This is a genomic window from Mycolicibacterium brisbanense (genome assembly GCF_001570425.1).
Classification (GTDB): domain Bacteria; phylum Actinomycetota; class Actinomycetes; order Mycobacteriales; family Mycobacteriaceae; genus Mycobacterium; species Mycobacterium brisbanense.
The window spans coordinates 131,449-147,637 of sequence record NZ_BCSX01000051.1 but is presented as its reverse complement, the minus strand read 5'-3'; the positions used below and the strand labels follow the sequence as shown (position 1 = coordinate 147,637).

The 16,189-nt window shown below is 68.2% G+C and carries 12 protein-coding genes and 1 riboswitch; of the genes, 3 read left to right on the top strand and 9 right to left on the bottom strand.

Going from position 1 to position 16,189, the window contains the following annotated elements; translation table 11 throughout:
- Positions 1-15: 15 nt before the first annotated feature.
- Together RMCB_RS29575 and sigC are read right to left on the bottom strand one after the other, a co-directional pair.
- Positions 16-642: a dTMP kinase gene (locus RMCB_RS29575; protein WP_062831585.1), complete on the bottom strand. Its 627-nt coding sequence runs from the start codon at positions 640-642 to the stop codon at positions 16-18.
- Between the two features lie 13 nt (positions 643-655).
- On the bottom strand, positions 656-1,207 hold the full coding sequence (sigC, locus tag RMCB_RS29570; protein WP_029373663.1) for an RNA polymerase sigma factor SigC: 552 nt from the start codon (positions 1,205-1,207) through the stop codon (positions 656-658).
- Between the two features lie 111 nt (positions 1,208-1,318).
- Here sigC and RMCB_RS29565 point away from each other — a divergent pair, with 111 nt between their 5' ends.
- Positions 1,319-3,550, top strand: coding sequence for a heavy metal translocating P-type ATPase (locus RMCB_RS29565; protein ID WP_062831584.1), 2,232 nt, complete (start codon positions 1,319-1,321; stop codon positions 3,548-3,550).
- A 79-nt stretch (positions 3,551-3,629) separates the two neighbouring features.
- Here RMCB_RS29565 and RMCB_RS29560 read toward each other — a convergent pair whose 3' ends face one another.
- Positions 3,630-4,085, bottom strand: a complete 456-nt coding sequence (locus tag RMCB_RS29560; protein ID WP_234792282.1) for a hypothetical protein — start codon at positions 4,083-4,085, stop codon at positions 3,630-3,632.
- A 77-nt stretch (positions 4,086-4,162) separates the two neighbouring features.
- Positions 4,163-6,073, bottom strand: a complete 1,911-nt coding sequence (locus RMCB_RS29555) for a cytochrome c oxidase assembly protein (protein WP_084388644.1) — start codon at positions 6,071-6,073, stop codon at positions 4,163-4,165.
- Between the two features lie 143 nt (positions 6,074-6,216).
- Here RMCB_RS29555 and RMCB_RS29550 point away from each other — a divergent pair, with 143 nt between their 5' ends.
- Together RMCB_RS29550 and RMCB_RS29545 are read left to right on the top strand one after the other, a co-directional pair.
- The gene (locus RMCB_RS29550; RefSeq protein ID WP_062831581.1) at positions 6,217-7,656 is read left to right on the top strand and encodes a PepSY-associated TM helix domain-containing protein; all 1,440 of its coding nucleotides are present in this window, start codon (positions 6,217-6,219) and stop codon (positions 7,654-7,656) included.
- Positions 7,653-8,279: a DUF5134 domain-containing protein gene (locus tag RMCB_RS29545; RefSeq protein WP_062831580.1), complete on the top strand. Its 627-nt coding sequence runs from the start codon at positions 7,653-7,655 to the stop codon at positions 8,277-8,279. Before RMCB_RS29550 ends, RMCB_RS29545 begins: the two co-directional genes overlap by 4 nt.
- Before the next feature lie 14 nt (positions 8,280-8,293).
- Here the strand turns inward: RMCB_RS29545 and RMCB_RS29540 are convergent, their stop codons facing one another.
- The 5 genes from RMCB_RS29540 to ahcY form a co-directional block, all read right to left on the bottom strand.
- The gene (locus RMCB_RS29540; protein ID WP_131805592.1) at positions 8,294-9,895 is read right to left on the bottom strand and encodes a WD40 repeat domain-containing protein; all 1,602 of its coding nucleotides are present in this window, start codon (positions 9,893-9,895) and stop codon (positions 8,294-8,296) included.
- Between the two features lie 135 nt (positions 9,896-10,030).
- Entirely contained in the window at positions 10,031-10,723 is a 693-nt protein-coding gene (locus RMCB_RS29535) for a zf-HC2 domain-containing protein (RefSeq protein WP_062831578.1), read from the bottom strand.
- A 44-nt stretch (positions 10,724-10,767) separates the two neighbouring features.
- Positions 10,768-12,621 carry a CocE/NonD family hydrolase gene (locus RMCB_RS29530; RefSeq protein ID WP_062831688.1) on the bottom strand — a complete coding sequence of 618 codons (1,854 nt, stop codon included), beginning with the start codon at positions 12,619-12,621 and terminating at the stop codon, positions 10,768-10,770.
- Between the two features lie 85 nt (positions 12,622-12,706).
- Positions 12,707-14,170 carry a D-serine/D-alanine/glycine transporter gene (gene cycA, locus RMCB_RS29525; RefSeq protein WP_407662151.1) on the bottom strand — a complete coding sequence of 488 codons (1,464 nt, stop codon included), beginning with the start codon at positions 14,168-14,170 and terminating at the stop codon, positions 12,707-12,709.
- A 166-nt stretch (positions 14,171-14,336) separates the two neighbouring features.
- A riboswitch (glycine riboswitch) is annotated at positions 14,337-14,437 on the bottom strand.
- A 191-nt stretch (positions 14,438-14,628) separates the two neighbouring features.
- Positions 14,629-16,086, bottom strand: a complete 1,458-nt coding sequence (gene ahcY, locus RMCB_RS29520; RefSeq protein ID WP_029367842.1) for an adenosylhomocysteinase — start codon at positions 16,084-16,086, stop codon at positions 14,629-14,631.
- Positions 16,087-16,189: the final 103 nt, after the last annotated feature.

Genomic DNA, 16,189 nt, shown 5'->3' with positions numbered 1-16,189 from the left:
CAACCGGCATCCGGCTCAGCCGAACCGCAGAGCCAGCGCGGCCGGGTCCACGTCGGGGCCCGCCAGCGCCCATCGCCCGCACCAGTCGGCAGCGGCCAGCCCGGCGTACACCTCGCCCGTGTGCCGTTGCAGCCCGCCGTCGCGCTCGTAGGCGTCCTTGGCGCGGTCGGCCTCGGTGTTGGCCCGGTGCTCGGCGCGCTCCGCGGCCAGCTCGGTGGGCACGTCGAGCAACACCTGCCAGTCCGGGTGCGGCAGCTTCAACCGGTCGTACTCCAGTTCACGCACCCAGGACACCACGTCGCCGTCGGCGCCCTGATGCAGCCGCGCCGCGCTGTAGGCGGCGTTGGAGGCCACGTAGCGGTCGAGGATGACGACGTCGTAGGCGGCGCACAGATGCTCGATCTCCTCGCGCGCACCGGCACGGTCCAACGCGAACAGCACCGCCATGGCATGCACCGACTCGGCGAGGTCGCCGTGCGCGCCGTGCAGCGCTTCGGCGGCCAGGTCGGCGGGCACGGAATGGTGGTAGCGCGGAAACGCCAGAGTGCCGACGGACTTGTGCGCAGACTCGAACGCCGCCCGCAGCCCGTTGGTCAGAGTGCGTTTGCCGGCGCCGTCGACGCCCTCGATCGCGATCAGCACGCCGCGAGCCTAACTATCCGGCACGGTCGTCGGCATTCGCGGCACGCATCAGATCGTCGCGGGCGCGCGCCACCCGCGACCGGATCGTGCCGACCGGGCAGCCACACACCTCGGCGGCCTCGGCGTAGGACATCCCGATCACCTGGGTGAGGATCAGCGCTTCCCGGCGGTCGGCGTCCAGATCCGCCAGCAGCAGCCGGATCTCGACCATGTTCTCGATCCGCGCGCCACGCGCTGCGGGCCCGGTGACATCGTCGAGTTCGATCACGTGCACGGTGCGCGGCCGGCTGGTGTTGTACCGGATCTGGTCCACCACCACCCGCCGGGCGATCGACAGCAGCCACGTGCGGGCACTGGACCGGCCGCTGAATCGCGGCAGCGAGCGGATGGCCCGCAGGAACGTCTCCTGGGTCAGATCGTCGGCGCTGCCGGGGTCCGCCAGGTAGGCCACCGTGCGCCAGACGTCGCGCTGGGTGGCCTCGATGAACTGGGACAGCGCAGCCTGGTCGCCTCGGCCTGCGGATTTGGCGAGGTGGGTAATTTGGTCGTCGTCACCTGTCGCCACGGCTAGTCACCCTAGGCCATCGCGCCCGGGAACTTTTCGCCGCGTTGCACCGACCAGTAGACGCATGGGCAAAGTCCGGCGGCCCAGGTCTTCAAGGAGGTAAGCGACACGATGTCGAGCTCGGCAGCGGTATGCGACGACGCGGTGGGCGCGCGGCGGATCCAACTGGACGTCAGCGGGATGTCCTGCGCCGCGTGCGCCAACCGCGTGGAAAAGGCGCTGAACAAGCTGCCCGGTGTGCGGGCCTCGGTGAATTTCGCCACCCGGGTCGCGACCATCGATGCCGATGAGCAGACCGGCCCGCAGGAGCTGTGCGAGGTCGTGCAGCGGACGGGATACGAAGCCGAACCCCGCAAGGCGGGCGTGGACGAGGGCGGGGACCCCGACGCCGATCACGCGCACAGCCTGCTGATCCGGTTGGCCGTCGCAGCCGTGTTGTTCGTGCCGCTGGCCGATCTTTCGGTGATGTTCGCCGTGGTGCCGAGCACGCGCTTCACCGGCTGGACGTGGGTGCTGACCGCGCTGGCGCTGCCGGTGGTGACGTGGGCGGCGTGGCCGTTTCACCGCGTCGCGCTGCGCAACGCGCGTCACGGCAGCGCCTCGATGGAGACGCTCATCTCGGTCGGCATCACCGCCGCCACCATCTGGTCGCTCTACACGCTGTTCGGCACGCACCACACCACCGATCGCCGAGGCATCTGGCAGGCCCTGCTGGGCAGCGACGCCATCTACTTCGAGGTGGCTGCCGGGGTGACGGTGTTCGTGCTGGCCGGGCGTTACTTCGAGGCGCGGGCCAAATCGAAGGCGGGCGGGGCGCTGCGTGCGCTGGCCGCGTTGTCGGCCAAGGACGTCACCGTGCTGCTGGCCGACGGTTCGGAGATGCTCATCCCGGCCGACGAACTCAAGGAGCAGCAGCGGTTCGTCGTGCGCCCGGGCCAGACGATCGCCGCTGACGGCCTGGTGATCGAGGGCTCGGCCGCCGTCGACATGAGCGCGATGACGGGTGAGGCCCGACCGGTGCGCGCCGAGGCAGGCGCGAACGTCATCGGCGGCACGGTGGTGCTCGACGGCCGGTTGATCGTCGAGGCCGCCGCGGTGGGCGCCGACACCCGTTTCGCCGGGATGGTGCGGCTCGTCGAGGACGCCCAGACGCAGAAGGCCAACGCACAACGCCTCGCCGACCGGGTCGCATCGGTGTTCGTGCCCGCGGTGTTCGTGCTGTCCGCGCTGACGGCCACGGCATGGCTGCTCGCCGGCGGCGGCCCCGACCGCGCGTTCTCCGCGGCGCTGGCCGTGCTGGTCATCGCCTGCCCGTGCGCGCTGGGCCTGGCGACGCCGACGGCCATGATGGTGGCGTCCGGCCGCGGCGCCCAACTCGGCATCTTCCTCAAAGGCCACCAGTCGCTGGAGGCGACCCGGGCGGTGGACACCGTCGTCTTCGACAAGACCGGCACCCTGACGACGGGACGGCTCAGTGTCAACACGGTCGTCGCGGTGTCGGGCTGGCGGCCCGAGGACGTGCTCGCCCTGGCCGCGGCCGTGGAGTCGGCATCCGAACATGCCGTGGGACTGGCCATCGCGACCGCCGGTGGCCGCGGCGAACCCGTGCAGGATTTCCGCGCGGTGCCGGGCCGCGGTGTCAGCGGCACCGTGACCGGCCGGGCCGTGCGGGTGGGCAAACCGTCCTGGATCGCCCCGCACTGTGATTCGCCGACGCTGATCGCGGGCCGCCGCAGCGCCGAATCCCGGGGCGACACCGTGGTGTACGTCGAAGTCGACGGCGAGGCGTGTGGGGTCATCGCGGTGTCCGACGCCGTCAAGGACTCCGCGGCCGATGCCGTCGCCGCGCTGCACCGCCGCGGACTGCGCACAGTGCTGCTCACCGGGGACAATCCGGCGTCGGCCGCCGCGGTCGCCGACCGTGTCGGCATCGACGAGGTGATCGCCGATGTACTGCCCGAGGGCAAGGTCGACGTCATCGAGCAGCTGCGCGACCGCGGCCGCGTCGTGGCGATGGTCGGCGACGGGATCAACGACGGCCCCGCGCTGGCGTGCGCCGATCTCGGCATGGCCATCGGGCGGGGCACCGACGTGGCGATCGGCGCGGCCGACATCATCCTGGTCCGCGACAACCTCGATGTCGTCCCGCTCGCGCTGGATCTGGCCGCGTCGACCATGCGCACCATCAGGGTCAACATGGTGTGGGCGTTCGGCTACAACGTGGCGGCCATCCCCATCGCCGCGGCCGGGTTGCTCAACCCGCTGATCGCCGGTGCGGCGATGGCATTCTCGTCGTTCTTCGTGGTGTCGAACAGCTTGCGGTTGCGCAATTTCGGGCGTTAGCTACCGCGAGCGTGAACCGTCTGCGAAAAATCGGCCGCACAATCGCTGAGGATTCACACCCGCGATAGGGCTGAGCCCCTCATCGACCACCACCGCGCATGTCCGGCTGGGAGCGTTCGATGGGCGTGAAGACGAGCGTCAGCCACTGGCCTGCCAGTGCCGTCACGGCAAGATCCGCTGCCACCAACCAAGCCAGCCCGGTGGCGTGGTGCCCGGTGCGCAGCCACCACAGTGCGCCCACGCCGATGACGGTGGCCAACCCGCTGAAATACGCCGCGGCACAGCACCAGCGGTAACGCCGCCGGGCCAGCGCCGCAGCGGATGCACCGCCTGCGAGCGCGAACATCGCCAGGCTCACCGCCGGGATGCCCTGTGCCGCACCGGTATCCGCGACGCACCACCACGCCACCGCGCCGACCGCGAGGACCAGCACAGCCACGACACCGCCGGTGAGCCGCCACCGCCCGAGCCACACCTCGTCGAGCACGCGGCCTTCGATCGTGCGCAGGGTGTCCGTGAATGCGTCGCCCGTCACCGCTGATCCTCCTTCACCCGGTTTCGTCGTCCGCATATCTGGTCGCGCCGAAGCCCCCTGTGGTTCCCGGGAACTGATCACCGCCGATCGCGGGACAACTCCCGCAGCATCGCGTTGTAGGCGTCCAGCTCGTCGTCGGCGTAGGCGGAGTCGGCGTGGCGATCCGAGCGGGACGCCGCCCGGCGGTCCTGGCGCGCCCACTGCGCGACCAGGGCGACGACGACGATGATGACGGGCAGTTCACTTGAGCCCCAGGCGATTGCACCGCCCAGATGCTGGTCGTCCTCGATGCTGCCCAGCCACGGCAGGCCCACGTTGCGGTAGAACGGTCCGCCCATCACCGAGGTCATGGTCATGGTCGCGATGCCGAAGAAGGCGTGAAACGGCATCACGGCGAAGAGCAGTCCGAGCCGGCCCAGGAACGGCAGCTTCCGCGGGCCGGGGTCGATACCGATGATGCCCCAGTAGAAGAGATAGCCGACGAGCAGGAAGTGCAGGCTCATCAGTTCGTGGCCCCAGTGATACCGCGCCAGCGTGTTGAAGATCGGCGTGAAGTAGACGATGTACAGCGACGCCACGAACAGGATGAACGCGATTATCGGATTCGCCAGGAACGCCGTGACTTTCGAGTGCACGAGCCACAGCAGCCATTCGCGGGGCCCGGGTGGCCGGCTGTCACCGGCGGCGGGCAGTGCACGCAGCGCCAGGGTCACCGGGCCGCCGAGCACGAGCAGCACCGGGATGAACATGTTCAGGATCATGTGTTCGGCCATGTGCACGCTGAACATCGCCGACCCGTACGCCCGCACACCGGAACCGGTGGTGAAGACCAGCAGCGCACACCCGGCCAGCCACGCCACGAGTCGTCCGGCCGCCCAGCTGTCCCCGCGCCGGCGCAGCCGCAGGTAGCCGGCGAGGTACAGCCCCGCCAGGACGATCGCACCCACGCCGATGAAGGTGTCGAACCGCCAGGCGGTCAACAGCGTCAGCACGCTCGGCGGCTCGGGCAGTTCGTACCCGAGAAACACGTCCCACGCGGTGAATCGGTGCGCCAGCAGCCGCGGCGCGGGCTGGGTGGCCATCGCGGCGACCAGGGCCATCACCCCGATCACGGCGACCACGTCGATGACGCGCTTCGCGCGCGGCAAGTCACGGCGCCACACGGTGATGACGTCACCCAGCCACACGGCGAGCAGGAGGACCCCGGCGCCCAGCCCGGCTCTGCCGTAGCCGGTGCCGGTCGGCAGCGCCGAGCCTGCGAGCAGGGTCAGCAGGATCGCGCCGTAGCCGAGTGCGACCGCGCCACTGAGCGTTTCGATCAGCAGCACCCGACGCGCGGCCTCGGGGGCGGGCGGCGCTGCGACCGCCGCGAGCTTGAAGCCGGCCAGCGTAGCCAGTGCGACGACGAACATGATCGCTGCGCTCGTCGCGTAATCGTGGTCGGGTCCCTGACCGGCGTTGCCACTGACCGCCACCGCGACCACGGCCACGACGGTGGGCACCAGCAGCACCACGTGGGTGATCCACTTGACCGACAAGCGTGCGGCGACTGCCACGACAGCTGCCGCGGCGGCCACCACGATCCACGCCCTGGAGGTCTCCGAAGCCGCGACCGCCGGAATCACGGCTCCGCTCAACAGCAGTCGTACCGCGTCGGCACCGGCGGCGCTGGCCGCCGACACCGCCACCATCAGCAGCGCCGTCACCGCCCAGATCGCCGCGGCGCGCTCGACGACCACGTGCACCCGGAACGCTCGTTCGTCGATCACCCCGGCGGTGTCAGGCCGGGCGGTGGTCATGACGTAGAGCAGGCCGCCCAGACACGCGGCGCCGCACAGCGTGGCGACGAACTGTCCGACCGGTAGCGCCGCCGCCGTCAGCGCCCCGGGGTAGGAGTCGCCCGTGGCCGCATAGACGCCCGCCCGTCCGGTCAGGCCGTAAGTGACCAGGCCGGCCAGCGCGGCGGTGATCGCCACCGCGGCGCTCATCGCCCGCGGGCGCTTCTGGCTTGTTTGCACCGGGGTGACGCCCTCCGTCGGAGACAGGTACTCGCCGACGAGTCTACGACCGCACGTCGTAGAGATTGACGGCCGCGGGAACTATCCGCCGACCCCCACCGACCAATGCAGACGTGAGCCACACACCGCTGGAAGATCCCGTCGACCGCGACGGGCCCGTTGCGCCGAACCCGAAACCGGCGCCCGCCTCGGCATGGGCCAGATTCCGCCCGGTCCTGATGCGCCTGCATTTCTACGCCGGGGTGTTCGTCGCCCCGTTCATCCTGATCGCGGCGTTCACCGGCCTGCTGTACGCGCTGATCCCGCAGATCGACACGTTCGTGAACCGGCACGAACTCACCGTCGAGCACGTCGGTGATCACCGTCTCCCGCTGTCCGACCAGATCGCCGCGGTGCGTCGGGCCCATCCCGAAGGCAGCGTGGCCAGCATCCGGCCGCCGGCTGCGCCCGACGAGACGACGTGGGTCACGCTCAACGTCGACGACGTCCCGCCGGACTATGCGCGCACGGTTTTCGTCGACCCCTACACCGGCGAGATTCGCGGCGCGCTGACGACATATGGGCAGTGGCTGCCGCTGCGGGCCTGGTTCGACGAATTCCACCGCAACCTTCATCTCGGAGCGATCGGGCGCAATTACAGTGAGCTCGCGGCCAGCTGGTTGTGGGTGATCGCCGGAGCCGGTCTGCTGCTGTGGATCGGGCATCGCGTCGGCACCGGAAAGCTCCGCCGCATCGCCTCCCCCGACACCGGCGTGACCGGGCGCCGCCGACTGCTGTCTTGGCATGGCGCGCTGGGCGTCTGGATCATCGCGGCCCTGGCGCTGCTGTCGGTGTCGGGCATGACATGGTCGCGTTTCGCAGGCGCGAACGTCAGCGAGATCCGCTCCCACCTGACCTGGTCGACGCCATCGGTGGATACCACGCTGCCCGGCGGCACACCGGACGCGGTCGTCGCACATCACGGAACCCCCACGGCTGCAGCCGGATTCGACGAATCTCAGGCGTTGCGCGGCGCCGATACGGCGCTGCGAGCCGCACACGATGCCGCGCTGAGCAATCCGATCTGGATGTACCCGCCGGCCTCACCGACGCAGGGCTGGCAGGTCGCCGAGAACAAGCGGGACTGGCCGACGCGCTACGACGCCATCGCCGTCGACCCGCAGAGCGGAGCGGTCACCGCCCGTGTCGATTTCGCCGACTGGCCGGTCATGGCCAAGGTGGCCGACTGGATCGTCGGGGCCCACATGGGAATCCTGTTCGGCGTCGTCAACCAGGTGCTGCTGGCCGCGGTGGCCGTCGCGCTGATCGTGGTCATCGTGCTCGGTTATCGGATGTGGTGGCGCCGCAGGCCCACTCGGGCAACAGGTTTGACGCTGCCCGCCGGTCCGCGCCGCGGTGTGCTGAGCGGGCTACGGCCGCATGAGGCGGTACTGGTCACTCTCGCGCTGGCCAGTTTCGGATACTTCGCGCCGCTGTTCGGGGTGTCGCTGGTGGCGTTCATCGCCATCGATGCCGCGCTGGGCTGGCGACAGGCACGGAGGGTGCGGCGGTGATCGGCGATCTCTTCTTGCGCTGGATTGTTACGGCGTTGTTCGTCGTCAGCGCGCTGGAATGCGGTTACGCCATCGTGACCGGAAGCCGGTCGTGGACACATGTGGTGGGCCATCTTCTGCACTTCGTCATGGCGGTGGCCATGGCGGTGATGGCGTGGCCGCGAGGTGCGGCACTGCCCACCACCGGCCCGATGGTGTTCTTCGCCGCGGCCACCGTGTGGTTCGCGGCGATCGCGGCGACGACGGCTGCGCACCGGGCCGTCGCCGGGTATCACGCCTTCATGATGCTGGCCATGGCGTGGATGTACGCCGTGATGAACGGCGGGCTACTACCGGGCCAGACGACATCGGGGCACCACGACACGCACGCCTCGGCGATGGCGATGGACATGCCCGGCATGGACATGTCCACCGCAGCCGAGGCGTCGACCGGCCCGGGCTATCCGGGCTGGATCGACGCCGTCGACTGGCTGTGCACCGTGGTGTTCGCGGCTGCCGCCGTATGGTGGCTGTACCGCTATTTCGCTGCGCGCCAAGCTGATCCGACGCGACGCCACATCGGTGCCGCGTGCCAGGCCATGATGGCGGCGGGGATGGCGGTGATGTTCGGGGTGATGCTCTGACGAGGCCGTAGCGACTAGGGCTGGTAGCGCCAGAGGCGCCAGTCTCCGGTGAGCGGATCCCAGTCGAGGACCAAGCCATCGTGCATGACGATGAGCTGCTGAGGCGCGTGGATGCTGAACCAGTTGCCGATGTCCACCGGCGAACCGGGCAGCACGTCGTGCACGCTGGCGGGGTCGTAGTTCCACAACCGCCACGTGCCGTCCCCGGGCACCCAGTCCAGCACCTTGCCGTCATGCATCGGGACCAGCTGGTGCCCGGAGCCGATCGTCTTCCACTGGCCGCTGGCCACCGCGTTGCCGGGCAGGACATCATGGACGTGGGTGGCGTCGTAGTTCCACAGCCGCCACGTCCCGTCACCCGCCACCCAATCCAGGACCTTGCCGTCATGCATCGGGATCAACTGATGCCCGGAGCGGATCGTCTGCCACTGCCCACTGGCCACCGCGTTGCCCGGCAACACGTCATGCGTGCTCGACGCGTCGTAATGCCACAGCCGCCACGTCCCGTCGCCCGGCACCCAGTCCAGCACCTTGCCGTCATGCATCGGGACCAACTGATGCCCGGAGCGGATCGTCTGCCACTGGCAGCTCGCCACCGGGTTACCCGGCAACACGTCATGCGTGCTCGACGCGTCGTAATGCCACAGCCGCCACGTCCCGTCGGCGGGCACCCAGTCCAGCACCTTGCCGTCAGGCATCGGGATCAACTGGTGCGTGAGCTGGATCGTCTTCCAACGGCCTTGTGCCACAGCCGCTCCGGGCAGGATGTCGTCGCGATACCACAGCTGCACCTCCCCGTGGGTCGACGAGTTGTCGACGATCACGGTGTGCTGGCCGCAGTCGGTGATCTTGTCGACCGGGCTCCAACTCAACGGTGCCGCCGAGCCGTCGCTATCGGTGATCGCGATCGCCCGCATCCGGGTGTCGGTCGAACTCGGGTAGTCCGAGGCCCGCGTGATCGAATAGCACTCGAGGGTCTGCACACAGTCCAGCAGTTCGTCGGTGGTGAGGATGGTCAGCTTGCTATCGGCGATCCCGACGAATTCGCAGGTCCACACCGCGCCCAGCGGTAGGCCTGCGGTGCCGGTGACCCTCGTCATCCGGCCGACCAGGGTGTCACCGACGTGCACGGTCACCGGCGAGGTGTAGGAGGCCGCGCCGCCCTGGCCGTCGGCGTACCAGCTCGCGACACACCAGTGGTCGCCGCCGAAGATGCCGTTGTCGCCCCACTGCAGGACGGGCTGCAAGATCATCGAGCTGTTCTGCAGGCCGTTGAACAGGTAGAGCAGCTGACCGTTCTGCGTCTGAGGTGCGCCGGGCACCACCCACGTCGTGAGGAACGACTGCAGCGGTGCGCCGCTCTGAAAGTTGGCGAATGTGATCCAGCCCGTTCCGAATTCGGGAAGCTGCTCGGGTGGTTGCATGACGTTCGCGGGCATCAGCGGTACACCCGGCTCGTGCGGCGGCACCGGCCCGACATCGCGGAGTAGCTCCCCTGCCCGCGTGACATGGCGCATCCTACCGTCGGCGACGTGGACCACCGAGTCCGGCGCGACGTGGTGCACGAGTTCGGCGGCGCGCCGCCCACCCGGTGTGATGACAAATTTTTTCGACATGACGCCCTCCGAGCCGTCGTCGTCGAGCAGGTGATTGAGCCGAGTCCCTGTGCCCGGACCCGTCGACACGCATCAGTCTTGGCCTGCGGGCACACTGTCGTCCCGCGTAGTGCACTACTCGAAATTCACCGTGTTCTAGGCGGCCGAGCCGTCGGTCGGCCACAGATGGCCGCGGCGACGGCCTCGGGATGCGTTGTGCGGCAAGGCGATATCGGACTCGGCCGCGTGCCGTCCGGGTTCCGGCCCTGACGCCGCATCGCGCCACACCAGGACCGCGAGGACCGCGCCGAGCAGCACGGGCAGATGCGTGAGCATCCGCACCGGCGTGACGGCGCCCATCGTCGCGTCGACGGCGACGTACACCGTCAGCACCGCGGCGAACACGCTCAACACCCCTGCCAGGCCTGCGGCCGCGACAGGCCGCAGCGCCGCGCCGATCATCACGGCGCCGAGCGCGGCCGACCACGCCGTCGACTCGTTGAGCAGGTGCCCGCCGCCCATGCCGTGATCGTGGGCCAGCCCCACACTGAGCCCGAGCCCCTGTACGGCCGCGAGCAGGATCTGCACCACGCCGACAGCGAGCAGCGCCCCGCGCCGCCAGCCCAGCCACGCGCGCCGGGGCTGCTCGACGGAGTGTTCGAGCGCGGTGAGCGTGGGTCGGCGTTCGGCCAGCCGACGCAGGTCGAGCGCCTGACTGGTGACGGCGTCGCGCCAGGCCCGGCAGTCGGCGCACTCGCGCAGGTGCTCGTCGACCCGCGCCGACGGCACGGGCTCGCGCTCACCGTCGAGCCGGGCCGACAGCGCCTCGCGCGCCACCTCGCAGTTCACCCTCCTATAGTCGCGCAGCGGCGCCGGATTGTTCCCCGCGGGTCTCAGCCGATGACCGGCAGAGTGATCGACGACGGATGGGCCGGATCGTGCAGGACGGTCTGGGTGGCCTGCTGGGTCCTGGTGTCTTGCCCGAACGGTGCCCCGGTGTTGGGATTGGGTGCGAACTGCGGGTAGTCGCTGCTGGAGACCTCCAACCGGATGCGGTCGCCCGCCCGGAACAGATAGCTCGTGGGCCAGACCTGGATCCGGTACTGGTAGGGCTGCCCCGGCGTCGTCGGCGTCGGGTCGGACAGCGAATCGCGAAACGGTGTGCGCAGGATGCCGTTGTTGAGGTTGACCGCCTGCCCGTCAGGTTTGACGACGAGGAGTTTCGCGGTGAAGTCGGTGTCGGCAGCCGTGGACTGGGCCCACAGCGTCACCGTGACCGGGCCGGTGACCTCGGTGTCCTTGGTCAGCGGCGCCGAGCTGTACACCAGCACGTCGGAGCGTTGCTCGACCGGAGTCTGGTCGTAGGGCCCCTGCTGGCTCTTCGTCGCCCCGCAGCAGGAGTGTCCGCCGAGGCTGGGCGCGGGAAAGGCCGGATCGTAGAGATAGGTGTCGGGCGGTTGCGCGGCCGGCGGCTGGGCCGTAAGTTCCCCCTCCCTCTCGGCCAGCCCGCCGGAGCCGGAGAGATACCAGTTGGCCCAATGTGTTTGCGGCAGCGGCCAATTCGGTGCCGTCTTCCAAACGTTGGCGCCCATCAGGAAGTAGTCGACGCGGGGCGAGCCGGCCACATCGTTGCCCTGACCCTTGAGAAAGTGGTCATACCAGGCGAGTTGGAGTTCGTTGATGGGGCTGTTGGCCACCGGCCCGATGTCCTTGAGCATCGGCGCTGCCACGGAGTCGGTTCTGCCCCAACCGACGTGGTCCCATGGTCCGATGACCAGCCGCTGGTTGGTCCGCGCCAGATCGCTGCCGCCGTGGGCCGTCATCCCGGTGAAGTTCTCGATGCCGCCGGCCAGGAAGGCGTCGTACCAGCCCTCGACGTGCAGCACGGGGATCTTCACCGCGGGGTAACGGTCTCTGATGCTGAACCGGCGCCAGAAGTCGTCACGGGTGCTGTGCCGGATCCAGTCGAAATACCACGGCGCGACCACAGGGTTGGCCGGCTGCATCGGTGGAAGGTCTTTGAACGGACGGAAATTCAGCCATCGGGTCGGGTCCGCGGCTGCGGCGTTCAGCTGCGCCACGGCCTGCTTGTCATCGCGGTTGATAGCGGCGGTGGTGGCGATGTCCTCGATCGCCCACGGCAGCACGAACCCCAACCGGAATTCCCCGCCCTCGTAGTTCCAGCCGTCGTAGTAGTCCGATGCGGTGTTCGCGGGGACGATGGTCACCAGGTGCGGTGGCGTGGTCACCGCCGCCAGCCACTGGGTGGCCCCTACGTAGGACGACCCGTACATGCCGACCTTGCCGTTCGAACCCGGCAGGGCGGCCGCCCATTCCACCGAGTCGTAACCGTCGTCCATGTCGTGGGTGAACTCACTGAACACGCCGCCCGAGTTGCCCTGACCCCGAATATCCTGCACCACAACCAGATAACAGTGCGACGCGAACCAATCGGGCGGCTCGAAGCGGTCCACGTCCGTCTGTGCCGCCGACTTGCCGTACTGGGTACGCATCAGGATGACCGGTACCGCGTCGGAGGTCTTGGGACGGTAGACGTCGGCGCGCAAGACGGTGCCGTCGCGCATCGAGGCCGGTACGTCGTGTTCGGTCGTCACTTCGCACGGGCCCCGTCCCACCGCAGCGGGGAACGGACGCTGCGTGTCCGCATCGTGCCCGGTGGTGCAGCCGGTCAGGACCAGCGCGGTGCTGACCAGGACGGCGATGACGGCACGGATCGCGTTGGGCACCCAGCGAGCGTATCGCTGCGCCGGTTCGTGACCGCCGCGCATGGCCGGCGGTGTCGCTGTCGGACACCGCCGGCCTGCCGCACCGTCAGTCGGCCGCGGTGTCGTTCAGTTCAGCGCGGAACTTGGCTTCGCGAGCGACGTGCGTGGGCCGACGCCGCAGCACCGCCCAGGCGATGCCGAGCACGATGAACCACACCGGCGTGACGAGCAGCGCGTGCAGCGTGTCGGGCTTCTGGGTGAACGCCCAGACCAGGAACACGAAGAACGCCAGCACGACGTAGCACATCGCGATGCCGCCGGGCATCTTGAACTTCGACGCCTCGTGCAGGTGCGGCCGACGCCGGCGATACACCAGGTAGCTCGTCAGGATGATGGTCCAGACGAAGATGAAGCACAGCGACGAGATGGTGGTGACGATGGTGAACGCCTCGATGATCGAGTCACCGACGGCGACCATCACCACACCGGAGAGCAGGAACACCCCGGACAGGAACAACGCGTTGGCAGGCACCCGTCGCGAGGTCAGTTTGCCGAATCGGGTTGGCGCATCGCCCTCTTGAGCCAGGCCGTAGACCATTCGCGAGGTCGAGTAGATGCCGGAGTTGGCCGATGAGGTGGCCGAGGTGAGCACCACGAAATTGATCACCGACGCGGCGATGCCCAGCCCGGCGAGGCTGAACATGGCGACGAACGGGCTGCGGTCGGCGCTGATCTCACGCCACGGTGTGACCGAGATGATGACGGCCAGCGCGGCGACGTAGAACAGCATCACGCGCACCGGGATCGAGTTGATGGCCTTCGGCAGGTTCTTCTCGGGGTTCTTGGCCTCGGCCGCGGTGGTGCCCACGAGTTCGATGCCGACGAACGCGAACGTGGCGATCTGGAACCCGGCCACGAATCCCATTGGGCCCGTGGGGAAGAAGCCGCCGTCATTCCACAGGTTGGCGAAGCTGGCATGCGCCCCGCCCGGCGCCTGGAAGTGGTTTATCACCATCACCAGGCCCACGACGATCAACGCCCCGATCGCGACGATTTTGATCAGGGCGAACCAGAATTCGGTTTCCCCGAACGCGCGCACGGTCGGCAGGTTCAGCCCGATCAGCACGCCGACGGTCACCAGGGCGGGTATCCACAGCGGCAGGTGCGGCCACCAGTAGGTGACATAGCCGGAGATCGCGACGACGTCGGCGACACCGGTGACGATCCAGCAGAACCAGTACGTCCAGCCGGTGAAGAACCCGGCCCACGGGCCGAGCAGATCCGCGGCGAAATCGGCGAACGATTTGTAGTGCAGGTCGGACAGCAACAGCTCGCCCATCGCCCGCATGACGAAGAAGAGCATGAAGCCGATGATCATGTACACGAAGATCACCGACGGGCCGGCCAGACTGATGGTCTTGCCCGAGCCCATGAACAGCCCGGTGCCGATCGCGCCACCGATGGCGATGAGCTGGATATGGCGGTTGGAGAGCTGGCGCGAGAGCTGCGGCTCACCGGGCGAGAGAGTTGGTTGCGCTACTGGAACAGTCAGATCATTGGATTGGGTCACAACATCCTCTGGGATCAGGCGCGATGGAGAGCGCGGACTAGGGCGCCTCCCCGACTCTGTCCATTGGACCTGAGAGTTTTCACGTACCGCCGACTGAATCGCGCGACGGTCCGCTTGCCCCTTCGGTGAGCCAAACCGGTAGCGGTTGACTGCTTTCCAGAGGTGCCTAGTCGCGGCGGTATCGATTGCCTGAGAGATTCCCGGGGAGGATTTGCTCCTGCGGCGCCCGCCCACTGGATGGGGGTGGGACTCTCCCGCCGCGCCTCAACGGCGTCTTGAGTTGTGAGCCACCTCAACCTCGAAGTGTGCCGCGCGTCACTCTATCGGCCCGAACCCGGGTTACGCAATCGGGTTCGGCGCCACCGGGTTCCCGGGTGCCACCGCGGCACCGGACCCCACCGACAAAATCGCCCAAACCCGCACGGGTTTGGGCGATTTCGTATCGACTTCGGACTACCTCAGTAGCGGTAGTGCTCCGGCTTGTAGGGGCCTTCGACGTCGACATTGATGTACTCGGCCTGCTCCTTGGTGAGCTTGGTCAGCGTGCCACCGAGTGCCTCGACGTGGATGCGGGCCACCTTCTCGTCGAGATGCTTGGCCAACCGGTACACGGCGTTGTCGTACTCGTCGTTCTTGGTCCACAGCTCGATCTGGGCGATCACCTGGTTGGAGAAGCTGTTGCTCATCACGAACGAGGGGTGCCCGGTCGCGTTGCCCAGGTTCAGCAGACGACCTTCCGAAAGGATGATGATCGACTTGCCGTTGTCGAACGTCCACTGATCGACCTGCGGTTTGATGTTGAGCCGCTTGGCATCTGAGCGCTCAAGGGCGGCCATGTCGATCTCGTTGTCGAAGTGGCCGATGTTGCCGAGGATGGCCTGGTCCTTCATCGCCTTCATGTGGTCGAGGGTGATGATGTCCTTGTTGCCGGTGGCGGTGACGACGATGTCGGCGCTACCGATCCCCTCCTCGACCGTGACGACGTCGAAGCCGTCCATCAGCGCCTGCAGTGCGTTGATGGGGTCGATCTCGGTGACCGACACCCGGGCGCCCTGGCCCGCAAGCGATTCCGCGCAACCCTTACCCACGTCGCCGTAGCCGCAGATCAGCACCTTCTTGCCACCGATGAGCACATCGGTGCCGCGGTTGATGCCGTCGATGAGCGAGTGCCGCGTGCCGTACTTGTTGTCGAACTTGCTCTTGGTGACCGAGTCGTTGACGTTGATCGCCGGGAACGGCAGCTCACCGGCGGCCTCGAACTGGTACAGCCGCAACACACCGGTGGTGGTCTCTTCGGTGACGCCCTTGACCGACTCCGCGATCTTGCTCCACTTGGTCTTGTCGGTCTCGAAGGTCTTGCGCAACACCGACAGGAAGACTTTCCACTCCGCGGGGTCGTCGTCCTCGGCGGGGGGCACCACACCGGCCTTCTCGTATTGCGCGCCGCGCAGCACCATCATGGTGGCGTCACCACCGTCGTCGAGAATCATGTTGGCGGGTTCGCCTTCCCAGGTGAGCATCTGCTCGGCGGCCCACCAGTACTCCTCGAGCGACTCGCCCTTCCACGCGAAGACCGGCACACCCTTGGGCGCCTCCTCGGTGCCGTGCGGGCCGACGACGACGGCCGCGGCAGCGTGATCCTGGGTGGAGAAGATGTTGCACGACGCCCACCGAACCTCGGCACCGAGCGCAACGAGCGTCTCGATCAGCACCGCGGTCTGTACGGTCATGTGCAGCGAGCCGGAGATGCGTGCACCCTTGAGCGGCGCCACGTCGGCGTACTCGCGGCGCAGCGCCATCAGGCCGGGCATCTCGTGTTCGGCCAGGCGAATTTCCTTGCGGCCGAAGTCGGCCAGCGACAGGTCAGCAACCTTGAAGTCGATGCCGTTAAGGCTGTCGGCCTTCAACTCGGTCATGTAGAGCCCTCTTTCAGTCGTGATTGCTTGCCGGCGCACGGGCGTACCCGACGGCGACGCCACATGCAGATACCTCTAGCCTGCGGGCTCGCGGGACAGGCGC

Coding starts and splice junctions, on each gene's coding strand:
- RMCB_RS29565 (WP_062831584.1), top strand. CDS start 1,319: ATGTCGAGCTCGGCAGCGGTATGCGACGACGCGGTGGGCGCGCGGCGG.
- RMCB_RS29555 (WP_084388644.1), bottom strand. CDS start 6,073: ATGAGCGCCGCGGTGGCGATCACCGCCGCGCTGGCCGGCCTGGTCACT.
- RMCB_RS29540 (WP_131805592.1), bottom strand. CDS start 9,895: ATGTCGAAAAAATTTGTCATCACACCGGGTGGGCGGCGCGCCGCCGAA.
- ahcY (WP_029367842.1), bottom strand. CDS start 16,086: ATGACCGAGTTGAAGGCCGACAGCCTTAACGGCATCGACTTCAAGGTT.